This is a genomic window from Gelidibacter sp. (assembly GCF_053579655.1).
Window position 1 is genome coordinate 1 of record NZ_JBMDWE010000062.1, and the last position, 11,960, is coordinate 11,960.

Here is an 11,960-nt window from a genome sequence, read left to right on the forward strand (position 1 = left end):
GCTTATTGGGAAATAGGCAAACGTATTGTGGATGAAGAACAACACGGTAGCGAAAGAGCAGAATACGGCACTTATCTATTAAAGGAACTTGCACAAAATTTAAGTGATGATTTTGGCAAAAGCTTCGATGCCCGCGAACTGCGTAGAATTCGACAGTTTTACCTAAGTTTTCCAATTCGGGACACAGTGTGCCCCGAATTGAGTTGGTCACATTATCGCTTGTTAATACGAGTAGAAGATATAACCGTACGGCAATTTTATTTAGAGGAATCGATTAGCCAACATTGGAGTGTCCGAAAGCTGGATCGCAATATCAGCAGTCAATATTATCAACGCATTTTATCCAGCCAATCTAATAAGGAAATTACTTCGGAAAGCAGCGAATTATCTCAATTGGACTTTATTAAAAATCCCTATGTACTCGAATTTCTGGATCTTCCCGCCAATTTAACCCATAAGGAAAAGGATATCGAAAAAGGAATTATAACCCATTTGCAAACTTTTCTATTAGAACTGGGAAAAGGTTTTGCCTTTGTGGCACAACAAAAATTGGTACGTACCGAAACCTCCGATTTCTTTATCGATCTGGTGTTTTACAATTACCATCTCAAATGTTTTGTAGTCATTGATATTAAAAGTGGGAAATTGAGCCATCAGGATATCGGGCAGTTGGATATGTATGTGCGGATGTTTGATGAACGCGAAAAATCTAAAACCGACAATCCCACGATTGGGATATTGCTTTGTGCCGACACCGATAACGTGGTGGCAAAATATTCGGTGCTTAATGATAAGAAAAACCTTTTTGCCTCAAAATACCAAATGTATCTACCAAGCGAGGAAGAACTACAACAATTTATTGAAAAAGATCTTGAATAATAGTTTATGAGCCATACTAAAGAAACCATAGAAAACCCCTTGGAAAAAGTACAGTCACACGACTGGAACAAAGAACGCCTGCAACAGTTAAAACAACTAATGCCTGATCTGTTTACCAATGAAGGAGAACTGAATTTAAACGAACTTAAAAAAGTGGTTGACCCCAAAAGCGTTAGCGAAACAGAGCGCTATGAGTTTCGATGGTTTGGGAAAAGCAAGGCTAAACGGGAAGGTTTTACGCCTACAAACGCCACGCTTGTTTATGATGAAGAAAGAAGCGTAAATCCCAATAACAGTGACAACTTAATCATTGAAGGCGAAAACCTTCAAGTGCTCAAGTTGTTGAGCAACAGTTATCGAGAACAGGTTAAGTGCATCTATATTGACCCACCATATAACACAGGAAATGACTTTGTGTATTCTGACAATTTTAATCAAGATAGAAAGGAGTACTGGGAAGAGGCGGAAATGACGGAGAATGGCTTTAAGGTTGACACCAATTCGGAGACAGATGGACGTTTTCATAGTAATTGGCTCAATATGATGTACAGTCGCCTGTTAATTGCACGACAATTGTTAAGAGAGGATGGCGTGATTTTTATATCTATCGATGATAATGAAGTACATCATTTAAGGAAGTTGTGTGATGAAGTTTTTGGAGAAGAGAATTTTGTAGCGGAATTTATCTGGAAAAGCAGACAGAATAAAGATAATAGAACTACAACTGGAGTTTCAATCGACCACGAATATATAATTTGTTATAGTAAAAGTCCCAATAATAGAGCGATAAAAGGCTCAGAGAGAAAAATTAAACAATATTCTAATCCTGATAATGATGAAAGAGGTTTATGGGTAAGTGCAAATATGGTAGGACTCAAACCAGAGACGGAAAGACCAAATCTACATTATGATTTAAAAAATCCTGAAACTAACATTATTTATCAAAAACCAATGATGGGCTGGAGATATAATCAAAAAACAATGTCCGAACTTATTCAAGATAAGAGAATAATTTGGCCTGAGTCTAATGATGGACGCCCAAGACGAAAAGTGTTTTTAGACGAGTTAAATGAAGCCTTGCCTGGATATAGCTCTATAGTTGGGAAAGAGGTTTATACTAGAAATGGAACTAAAGAAATTGAAAATTTATTTGAATCTAGAATTTTTGATTTTCCAAAACCTTCAGTTCTGATCAAAAATCTTATTGCACAAGTAGCAGAGGCAAATGATATAATTCTCGATTTTTTTGCTGGTTCTGGACCAACTGGACAGGCGATAACAAAACTTAATCAGGAAGACGGTGGTAATAGAAAATACATTTTGATTCAACTTCCAGAAACAACAGATGAAAAAAGCGAAGCTTATAAAGCAGGTTACAAAAAAATAAGTGATATTACTATTGAGCGAAACAAACGCGTGCTTGATAATATCATTGCTGAAAAGAAGAAAGAAACCCCAGATTTATTCACTAAAGAAGAAACGAAAAAAGAACAATTGAAAGGCTTGGGCTTTAAAGTGTTTAGACTGGTCAAGTCTAATTTCCCAAGGGTAGAATACGCTCCCGACCCCGAGAAGTCCGATGAAGAAAATGTGGTCTTGCTCAAAAAATACATTGCCGAAAAAGAAGCACAGCTCGTATCTGCCTTTAACCGCGAAGAACTCATTACCGAAATTTTAATTAAAAACGGTTTTAGACTTAATTACACTTTAGAAAAACAGGAACAGTTTAAGCAGAATGAAATATTCTTGGCATCAGACGGCGAAAAACAAACCTTAATTTGCCTGGACGTAAGCTTGGCAGAGGAAACCGTAGCTTATTTTAAAAGCCATACAGATCAGAAGTTGATTGTTTTGGAAAGAGCCTTGGACACTACAAAGAAATGGAATTTGAAGCATTATATGGGAGATAGGTTTAATGCGTTTTGAAAATAAAACAATAAAATTTTAAATAGAAATAATATGTCAATGAACAAAGCAGAGTATCTATCAGAAGTGTTAGAAACACATAGAATGTCTAAGATTGAAGATTTAGTGAGTAAATTTAAATCAAAGAGAGATGAAGTGAAGTCAGCGTTATTGGAAAATTATGGTAGTGAAATATACTCTCCTTTCGATTCAGGTTCTTTCAAAAAGCACACGGCCATAAATATTAAATTTGATTTAGATATAGTTGTGCCTTTTAAAAAGGATTCTTCTGAAACATTGGAAAATATGTTTGATAACCTATATGACTTTTTATACGAAAAATATAAAGATGAGGCATATATCCGTAAACAGAAGGTGTCAATAGGCATTGAATTCAATGAAGACGAGGACGGAGATATTGTAAGCTTAGATGTAGTCCCTGGAAGAGAGCTCAATCAAGACCAGTATATAGAAGACAAAAATTTAAATCTTTATGTGTACTCTCAATATGGATTTTTCCAAAAAAGCACATATATCCAAACTAATATTCATTCTCAGATTGACCACATTAAGGCTAAGGATGACGAGAGAAAAGTAATAAGGTTGTTTAAAATTTGGAAAAATAGCAATAATGAGAAATATAAATCTTTCTTACTTGAATTAATGACAATAAAAGCCTTTGATAAAGAGGATGTCAGTGGGAATGTGTGGGAAAAAATTAAAAAGGTTATGGAATACGTAAGGGATAATGTTGAAAAAGAAGATTTCAAGTTAATAGATCCCGGCAACTCCAATAATAACGTTATTGATACTTTGGAAAATTGGGAAAGAAGTAATCTTTCCAGCAGAATGCAAACCATTATTAGCAGGATTGAAGAAAATTCAGAGAATTTAAAAACCTACTTTCCTGTAAATAGTGATTTTGAAAATAATAGTTCAGATAATTCTAGCTATGGCATAAAAGGCTCGACAGTGACTGCTTCCATTCCCCCAACCAATCAACGCTTTGGTTGAATGATTGATTTCGCTTCAATTAGGAACACTTTAGAAGGTATCACTTTTGTCAGTAAAATTTATGATTTAAAGGTGGAAGATGTTTCCGTGAATGGAAAGATTCAAATTGATTTCAAGGAACTTGCTGAACCTCTCGATTTTGAAATAATTATTGCAGCTCACTATCCTTTAAGAAGTTACGACTCAGAATCCATTAAGTTCAAAAACAAGAGCTTAATACAGTACCAACACGTAATGGGAGATGGATCTATTTGCATTCACACATCTCACAATATAAACTTGGAGCAAAAATTAATTATGGACTTGACGTCCTTAAAAAATTGGATTTTAAGGTATTATATAGATAATGAAAATGACACACATTACGAGCACATTATAGTTCCAGAAAACACTCTTAATGACTCTTATTATTCTTTTTCATTTACAAATGTTGAACATACATTTAATAATGGGGACTACGGTACTGTTGGCATTTGTTCTTTAAGTAATGGAATTTATAGAGAGGAACCGATTTATAACAATATAGTAAGGCATTTTTCAATAAATGAGAATTTTAATGTGAATTGTGGGTGGAGTTCACGATACTTAAATATGCCATTGATTAATACTGGTATTTATTTATTCGTTAAAAACCACCCAGCTAATTTGAACCGTTTTATTTTTCAGGACTGGAAGGATTTAAATGATTTCTTGCCAGATGAATTTCTAGCATTTCTTCATAGGTTTGAAAGAGATAATCTCAAAAAGTTTAAAGGTCAAATCACCCCAGTATTTATCGGCTATGATACCACTGACAAAGAAATTCATTGGCAAGTAGCACTCTTAGAAATCGGAAATTACCCATTAAAAGGTGTGCCAATAATATTTAATGGAAAAAAAACAGGAAAGTGGAAAAGTCAATTAACTACTGGAAGAATTAATTGGGCTATTTCCAGAGATTCTTCATATCCTTATTTTTTTGGCAGGGGTGCCTTAACCTCTAATATTACAGAAAAGAAAATTTTAATTATTGGAATAGGGGCTATTGGAAGTGTGATTGCCAAAACATTTGTGAGGGGAGGATGCACAAAAATTGACCTAGCGGATTTTGATGTCAAGGAACCAGAAAATGTTTGCCGTTCAGAATACCTATTTAATTTGGGGTTGAACGATAAGGTGGATGAACTTTCAAGAATACTTACTGCAATATCTCCATTTGTTGAGACTTCCACAGTTAATAAGGATTACTTCCAAACTATAGTAAAGTTGTTTTACAAAGAGAAAAGCTATCGAAAAACCTTTATTTCTGAATTAAGCAAATATGACATAGTAGTAGATTGTACAACAGATGATGATTTAATGTACATTTTAGACGAGTTGTCTGTAAATTGTACCATAATTAGTATGTCAATCACAAATAAAGCTAAGGAGCTAATAGCGGGTTTCCATCCCAATTCTTATCGCTTCTTTAAAAACCAGTATAACGATATTTTGGAGAATGATTTAGAAGACTTATATAATCCTACCGGTTGTTGGAGTCCAACGTTTAAAGCATCGTATAATGAAATAGACTTTCTAGTCCAATACGCAATTAAACACATAAATTCAGTTTTTGCAGAGAACAGGCAGAAAAATAATTTCGTTGTAAAACCAAAAAAGAAGGGTTCTATTAATTATTATATAGAAGAGTATTGAGAGTGGTAAAAACATACGATGGATTAGACTTAATATTCTCGGAAGTCCTGCTTAATAAAATAGGTCGTTTAGGTATGCAACATCACCCAAATGAATTTGGGGGATTCCTGGTTGGAAAATATTCCGAAGATTTTAAAAAATTATATGTTGATGACTTTATTCTTCCAAAAAAGTACAAGGGACATCGCTATACATTTGAGAGAAGTACAATCGGATTAGAAGAACAATTAGAAAAATTATTTTTAGAAAAAAATCAATATTATATTGGTGAATGGCACACTCATCCTGATAATTCAATAAACTATAGTCAAACGGATTTAATTGCTATGAGGGAAATTGCTCAATATGGCAAAGTCACAATTTTAAATCCTGTACTGTTGATATTAAGTATTTCCAAATTAAAAATAAACGCATACAAATTTTATATTTATAAAGATAAAACACTCTTGGCTTATGACTAAAATAGATTTAAAATTACTTTTTGGTGGACTCCAAAATCAAATGATTGCACAGTTAAATACAAATAGAGATTTTATAACGCATCCGGGATCCAAAGGAGATTCATTGGAAAATGCGTGGATAGAATGGTTGCAAAAATATTTACCAAATAGATATAGTGTTGATAAAGCAATTATAATTGACAGTAAAGGAAACACAAGTCATCAAATAGATATAGTTATCTATGATAATTGGTTCACTCCGTTTATTTTTTCTCAAAATGGATTTCACTATATTCCCGCAGAGGGTGTTTATGCAGTTTTTGAGGTTAAACCTGATATTTCAGCAAGTTCAGAAGGTATAAATAACATACAATATGCTGCGGAAAAAATTGAAAGTGTTAGAAAGTTGAAAAGAACTACAACGAGTATTATAAGTGTTGGTCAAAAACAGAGCCCAAGAGGGTTGACAAAAATAGTCGGTGGCATATTGACCTCGACTAAGTCGGGATCAAGAAAAAACAATCAAACTTTAAATAAACACTTAAAGGCACAAGTAGGTTTGAAAAGTATAGATTTTGGATGTATAGCAGACTATGGAAGTTTTTTTATTGATTATGAAGGAGAAGAAGATCACGAGATTTCGGATATTGAAAAGAGATATAAAGATTTCTATATGAAAAGGAAGGTAAATGAAATTCATTTCAGTAAAGTTGAAAATTCAATGGTATCTTTTTTTCTTCAACTAACCCGTTATCTTCAGCAATCAATAGGAACTGTTGCGGCTATAGATTTACAGGCATACTCCAATTCAATTAATGAGGAGATCGACAAAGAATTATAAGGTTATATTCAAAAAGGTCCTCTTTCTCTAGGTCCTTTACTAGAAACCTTCCATTGGGCATTCTCTTTAATCAATTTAAAAACACCAGGCTTCTCGTCAAAGGAAGTATTGTATTTAACCCAGGCTGTTTCGCCATCGACATTTTCATCTAAGATTTCTACGGTGACTTCTTTGTTATTTTCCGGTACCATATCTTGAATCATCAATAGCCCGATATAACCATCGGTAGTAGTGTGCTTTTTCATAGTGCTATTATCCTTTTCGTAGAAGCTTTTTAGAACCATTCTTGCGGTATCAGCAGGTGAAAGGTCCTTATTCTGAGAACAGGAAATAAATAAAAGTACGACTGAGAAAATGAATATTCTTTTCATAACAGTATCAGTTTGGATTATTAATATATTTATGTGATATTTTCAATTCAATATTACGTTCGCCATCTTTTTCGTTCAGTTCCAAAATCGCCCTACGATCATTGGATAATGAAAACTTGGGCATCACATAAACGAATCGTACCGTTTCATTTTCTGCAATTTTAGCAGGAAAATTATACTTAAAAAGGGGTTCTTGATTCAGCCGCTGTAACGATTTCCTTTTTCCTTTTTGTCTTGTTTCAACTGAGAGCTTCAAGAAATTCAAATCATAATCCAAAGTAGAATTATTCTCAACCTGAATAACAAAGTAGAGGGCTGACTTATCAAAAACAATATTTTCAACACTTAAAAAGATGCCTTCGTTCTGTTTCTTAATCCGTCCGATGTGTTGTTTTCTGTCAAGGAGATAAGTACAGAATTTCTCATAGTAATACTCTCCAAAATCAACACTTTTCTCAGAAGTTTCAGTCTGAATTGAATCCTTCCCTTTTGGTTTTTCATTCCCAATGCTACTGGATGTCGGAAAGAAATAATTAAGCTTTGAAAGCTGCTTTTTATACCTTACAATATACGAAAAAATTGAGCCATTTCTATTGACTACCAGAAGATTACTTTCTTTTCCTGGCTTTGCTTGTAGCAGTCCGAAATACTGTTCCTTTTCACGATTGTAAGTAAACACAAAATTATCTGAACCTGTTATTCCTTGTCGAATGGGTTCAGGGAAAAAGAGTGCGACGTTTTTGGTATCATTGGCATAGATAGTATCCAGATTTTTAGTTGTTTGCGCTGAATCTTGCGCAGTGCAAGGTCGAGATGCAAAACTGCAAATTAATATAGCTGATATTAAAATAAATGTTCTCATAGCTTTGGTTTTAGAATTAGTTTGTAGTTGTTCAATACGGTCACTTTTATTTTGCGATTTCTACGTTTAAGAACCTTAGTTATCCCGCTAACTTGCGGAACAGATGGGATGTTGATATCATCAATAATATCACTCAGAACTTCGTTGGTTGCCTCAGCGCGAAAATTGTTTTCAACATAAATTCCTTCACTGCCATCTTGCAAATCGAATGCTTTAAGCTTTGTGGGATGATGATTGATAATTTCAATTTCAATCAAAGCCCGATTAGGCTGAAATCTTATGAATCCAAATACAAGAGTATTCTTTGGCATCATTTTACTGTTGATTGTTGCAGCTTTGGTTAGTCGCATTCTCAATCTCGTATTCGCCTGTACAATTTGGTCGCCATCGACCACCGCGTAAATAGTTTCGTCTGTATTTCCGATTATTGAAATCTCATTAGGTCTGGGGGAAGCAGCAAAAAACAATTGATGTTCCAATCCAAGTTCTTTAGCTTGAATTTTTTGTTCTGTCTTGATTTCGGCAGAATCAATTTGTTTTTTATCATTTCGAATCAATTTATTTTTTCCGAAGTTTTGATGTCGTTTCCCAGAGTATTGGATTTTACCGGAGCTGTAAATACTATCTACAATGCGTTCTTTTTCGCGTTGTGGTAAGTGGGCATCGTAAAACCCCAAAGAATCAATCAGTTTTTCATTATAGATGCTAGGCGCGTTGGTCTCGCGAACCTCTTTAAGGTCATTAATAGCATCCAATTTTGAATCATACTGTTTTTGGTTTTCTTTCAAATCTGGGATCAAGGTTTGCTTAAGGTTCTCATTTTCACTTTTGTCATCTCCAATAATCATCATAGAATAGGAAACAAGGAAAATGAAAATCACAGCCAATACTGCAGCAAAGACTATTTTATTTTTTTCTATTTTCATTTTGAATTTTTTTTAACGTGTTTTCGAAGTAATCGGTAATCAATAATCCGTGTGGATTGTTGGGGAAGTTTCGGTCAACCATGATCAGGTTTCCTGTGGAAATCAATTCATAAGTGTCGGTTATGGTGCCTCTGTTGATTTCAAAGATGGTGGTCGTCGTGAAACTATATTTTCCATCAGCTTCATTTAATTCGGTATCAATTCTGAGCACTTTTTGAACCAGCGAGTATTGTAATAATCGGTTATAGACACCATCCGCTTTTTTCTGACGATAGAGATTGTCCACTGAACTATTCCCTAGCCAAAGCGCTTTTTTTAAATTTCGTTCATAGTTGCTCGCATCAATATTATAGAAGTAATTGTGGAACTGCTCTAAATGTGCCAATGCTTCTACAGCGAAATTTTCCTTCTGAGAAACAAGCTTCAACGGAATGATACTGCCATCGGTATTTATGGCAAACGCATAATTGAGCGCATTTTTATTGGTAGTAAAAGCCATCCAAAGTGAAAAGGTGCTGGATAATAATGCACAAACAATAACGGCTAAAACGATGAGTCGGTTTAATTTTAGGATCTCATAGATATTTCTATACGGAGTTTTCATTTGAATTGGATTAGCTATTAAACAATCTGAGCGTGAACGATGTGGCACGGCTGTATAATTTGAATTTTAGAAATACTATAAAAAAAACTGAGCCCAGCTGTATCACTGGAGCAAAAAAACCTTGTCCTGCATCAGTTCCAAACAGGTTAGGCCAAAAATTGGTATTGATCTCCGTATAAATGGCATTGATAAATATGTTGACCAAAAAGAATGCTGGCACCAGCATATAAACCGCCGCATATAACTTGAAAAATGAATAAGCAAGCGATCTGAATTTTTCAAATACGGCCAAACTAATGACCAATGGAAAAAACGCTTGCATAATTCCTAATAGAAAATAGCGTTCTGCTAAAAACAACGGATAAATAAATAAATCCAAAATCCAAAGAAAAAAGCTTATTATAAAAGCCAATATCTTGAAGCCATATAATGGCGTTATTAAGGCTTCATATAGAAGTGTCATAGCGGCTTGTGCGGCTTCTATGAAATTGACATCTTCTTCTATAGGGAGGTCTTGCATTTGCAATGGAAGTAGAGCAGGAGCGGTGGCACGATATTGCCCTTCAATTGCGACCAGGATGCCATCAAAGAATCCTAATACTTGCGTTGAAAATATGACCAATAGGACTATTGCAAAGTTTTTAGCAAGTTCTCCTGGGGTCAATCCCCAACTATAGCCGTCCTTATCGGCAACGCCTTCATTATATTTTTTGAGAATATTGACCAAAAAAAACAAGACGGCAAGTGTCTTCATTCCTGCAATGGTATATTGTGAGAAACTACTATTCTGTATCGTTTGGAAAACAGTATCGATATATTCCAATCCTATTCCTAAAATGAAAGTTGCGGTCATCTCTAATATTCGGTTTCGCGGTTATTAATTTTGTCCTGCATGTTTCTGAATGAAATGATATCCCTGTAGCGCTTTGTTTTGGTGGTAATGTTGGAAACCATTTCCATAGATTCCAATTCTTTTTCTTTTAGAATTGCTGTACGTTCCGCATCGGTCATTTTCAGATAATCGCTCGATAGAATTTCGTCTATAAAATCGAGTGTATTTAAAGAGTTTTCAACAATCGTAGTAAAGGATTGTGACACCCTTGATACTTCATCAGGTTTTATAAAAGGACTGTCCAAAATATCTCTCAGGTCATTTTGCATCACATTAATCAGACGTTGGTTGTTCCTTCCAATTTCTCGAACAGCTTTTAATTGTCTGACCACATCGTTGACCTTTTCAATGTTATCTTTTTGAGTTTTTAAAAACTCAACGGTCTTGATAATATTTGCGGTCTGCTTCCCGGATTCTATCAGTTGTTTTACCAAGCTGATAAAATTGGTGTTGTCGTAAGTGGGCATTCCCTGGCACGCAGCGCGTGCAGGCAATAAAAAAGAGATGATGAGTATGATTATCAGCGCTGCTGATTTTGTTTTACCCACAACCTTTCTATTGTTAAAATTTTCCAGAATTTTCGTTGTGTTTTTCATAGTATTAGGATTTAGAAGTGAATTCCTTTATAGCCAATTCCATATTATTGGTCTTTTCATAAATGGCCATTATGGCCGCGTTTTCCTGTCCATCTGTTAGATAGGCGGCATAGACTTCTTTGGGAACTTCAAGCCTAAAAATGTTGCTTTCCTTTCCGATTTTGATGAACATCTCAGTATATTTCCGCGCACCGGAAAAATTGTTCTTGATTGATTTTAACTGGTTCAGATCGTGGCTTGAAAGGTTGAGTCTTTTAACTAATTCAGTATAGCCCTTTTCATTGTTCAGACTGTAAATGACCTGTGTGTTTTCAAGAATGCTCGCAGAGGTAGAATTATTTGGAAGCTGATTGATGGATTGCAGAATAATCCCGATAGCTCCATTTTGTTTGCGTATGGCCTGGTAATAGAATTCTACACTTTCCAGAACGTTATCGAACTTTAATTGTTTGGCAAATTCATCGAACAGGATGATGCCTTTCTCAGCTCGATTTTTCCATATAGTTCGTTGGATCGCTGATTTAATCAGCTTCAACATTACGGAAAGGATTTCTTTGTTGTCCTTGACTTCATCGAGTTCAAAAACGATCAAGCGCTTATCCTCGATTTTGTAAGTCTGGTCTTCACTGACTTCAAATAGAAAACTATAGAGACCATCACCAACATATTCAGACATGACGTGCAAAAAGCTTGTGACGTTAAAATAGTCGGGATGGATTTTAAGAGTTTCCAGTAGATCTTCCTGGTTCTTTTCTATAAAATTGTAGAAGCCTTCCAAAGAATGGTTTTCTGAAATGTTATCGTAATAATGACGCAATATTTTTTTGATGGAAACCGATTGTGCCTTGGTCACTTTTAAATCTGATGCGAACAGTTCAAACAGGAACACCGATAGATCTTCGAGACGTTCTGGTGCCAGGTCAGATATATCGCTGATATAAAATGGATTTATCCCC

The 11,960-nt window shown here is 34.8% G+C and carries 13 protein-coding genes; 6 read left to right on the forward strand and 7 right to left on the reverse strand.

What is annotated here, in order from left to right; genetic code table 11:
• The 6 genes from ACOH2D_RS17795 to ACOH2D_RS17820 form a co-directional block, all read left to right on the forward strand.
• Window positions 1-879, forward strand: an 879-nt coding sequence (locus ACOH2D_RS17795; protein WP_449536104.1) for a PDDEXK nuclease domain-containing protein, incomplete at its 5' end; no start/stop codon positions are given.
• A gap of 6 nt (window positions 880-885) precedes the next feature.
• On the forward strand, window positions 886-2,805 hold the full coding sequence (locus ACOH2D_RS17800; protein WP_449536105.1) for a site-specific DNA-methyltransferase: 1,920 nt from the start codon (window positions 886-888) through the stop codon (window positions 2,803-2,805).
• A 39-nt stretch (window positions 2,806-2,844) separates the two neighbouring features.
• Entirely contained in the window at window positions 2,845-3,798 is a 954-nt protein-coding gene (locus ACOH2D_RS17805) for an SMODS domain-containing nucleotidyltransferase (protein WP_449536106.1), read from the forward strand.
• Window positions 3,799-5,472 carry a ThiF family adenylyltransferase gene (locus ACOH2D_RS17810; protein WP_449536107.1) on the forward strand — a complete coding sequence of 558 codons (1,674 nt, stop codon included), beginning with the start codon at window positions 3,799-3,801 and terminating at the stop codon, window positions 5,470-5,472.
• A gap of 2 nt (window positions 5,473-5,474) precedes the next feature.
• Window positions 5,475-5,933 (forward strand): Mov34/MPN/PAD-1 family protein, encoded by a 459-nt coding sequence (locus ACOH2D_RS17815; protein ID WP_449536115.1) that lies wholly within the window; start codon window positions 5,475-5,477, stop codon window positions 5,931-5,933.
• Complete coding sequence (locus tag ACOH2D_RS17820; protein ID WP_449536108.1) at window positions 5,926-6,753, forward strand: DUF6602 domain-containing protein; 828 nt, start codon at window positions 5,926-5,928, stop codon at window positions 6,751-6,753. The genes ACOH2D_RS17815 and ACOH2D_RS17820 overlap by 8 nt, the downstream gene beginning before the upstream one ends.
• Before the next feature lie 8 nt (window positions 6,754-6,761).
• Here ACOH2D_RS17820 and ACOH2D_RS17825 read toward each other — a convergent pair whose 3' ends face one another.
• From ACOH2D_RS17825 to ACOH2D_RS17855, 7 genes are all read right to left on the reverse strand, one after another.
• Window positions 6,762-7,124: a hypothetical protein gene (locus tag ACOH2D_RS17825; protein ID WP_449536109.1), complete on the reverse strand. Its 363-nt coding sequence runs from the start codon at window positions 7,122-7,124 to the stop codon at window positions 6,762-6,764.
• 7 nt (window positions 7,125-7,131) lie between these two features.
• A complete protein-coding gene (locus ACOH2D_RS17830) occupies window positions 7,132-7,986 on the reverse strand; it encodes a DUF4138 domain-containing protein (RefSeq protein WP_449536110.1) in 855 nt (284 codons plus the stop codon).
• Complete coding sequence (gene traM / locus ACOH2D_RS17835) at window positions 7,983-8,912, reverse strand: conjugative transposon protein TraM (RefSeq protein WP_449536111.1); 930 nt, start codon at window positions 8,910-8,912, stop codon at window positions 7,983-7,985. The genes ACOH2D_RS17830 and traM overlap by 4 nt, the downstream gene beginning before the upstream one ends.
• Window positions 8,893-9,516, reverse strand: a complete 624-nt coding sequence (locus ACOH2D_RS17840) for a conjugal transfer protein TraK (RefSeq protein ID WP_449536112.1) — start codon at window positions 9,514-9,516, stop codon at window positions 8,893-8,895. The genes traM and ACOH2D_RS17840 overlap by 20 nt, the downstream gene beginning before the upstream one ends.
• Before the next feature lie 10 nt (window positions 9,517-9,526).
• Window positions 9,527-10,369: a hypothetical protein gene (locus tag ACOH2D_RS17845; protein WP_449536113.1), complete on the reverse strand. Its 843-nt coding sequence runs from the start codon at window positions 10,367-10,369 to the stop codon at window positions 9,527-9,529.
• 2 nt (window positions 10,370-10,371) lie between these two features.
• Entirely contained in the window at window positions 10,372-10,875 is a 504-nt protein-coding gene (locus ACOH2D_RS17850) for a conjugal transfer protein (protein ID WP_449536116.1), read from the reverse strand.
• 133 nt (window positions 10,876-11,008) lie between these two features.
• A partial coding sequence (locus tag ACOH2D_RS17855; protein ID WP_449536114.1) for a TraG/VirB4 family ATPase occupies window positions 11,009-11,960 on the reverse strand: 952 nt, incomplete at its 5' end.

Coding starts and splice junctions, on each gene's coding strand:
- ACOH2D_RS17840 (WP_449536112.1), bottom strand. CDS start 9,516: ATGAAAACTCCGTATAGAAATATCTATGAGATCCTAAAATTAAACCGA.
- ACOH2D_RS17830 (WP_449536110.1), bottom strand. CDS start 7,986: ATGAGAACATTTATTTTAATATCAGCTATATTAATTTGCAGTTTTGCA.
- ACOH2D_RS17845 (WP_449536113.1), bottom strand. CDS start 10,369: ATGACCGCAACTTTCATTTTAGGAATAGGATTGGAATATATCGATACT.
- ACOH2D_RS17850 (WP_449536116.1), bottom strand. CDS start 10,875: ATGCCCACTTACGACAACACCAATTTTATCAGCTTGGTAAAACAACTG.
- ACOH2D_RS17805 (WP_449536106.1), top strand. CDS start 2,845: ATGAACAAAGCAGAGTATCTATCAGAAGTGTTAGAAACACATAGAATG.
- ACOH2D_RS17825 (WP_449536109.1), bottom strand. CDS start 7,124: ATGAAAAGAATATTCATTTTCTCAGTCGTACTTTTATTTATTTCCTGT.
- ACOH2D_RS17820 (WP_449536108.1), top strand. CDS start 5,926: ATGACTAAAATAGATTTAAAATTACTTTTTGGTGGACTCCAAAATCAA.
- ACOH2D_RS17800 (WP_449536105.1), top strand. CDS start 886: ATGAGCCATACTAAAGAAACCATAGAAAACCCCTTGGAAAAAGTACAG.
- traM (WP_449536111.1), bottom strand. CDS start 8,912: ATGAAAATAGAAAAAAATAAAATAGTCTTTGCTGCAGTATTGGCTGTG.
- ACOH2D_RS17810 (WP_449536107.1), top strand. CDS start 3,799: ATGATTGATTTCGCTTCAATTAGGAACACTTTAGAAGGTATCACTTTT.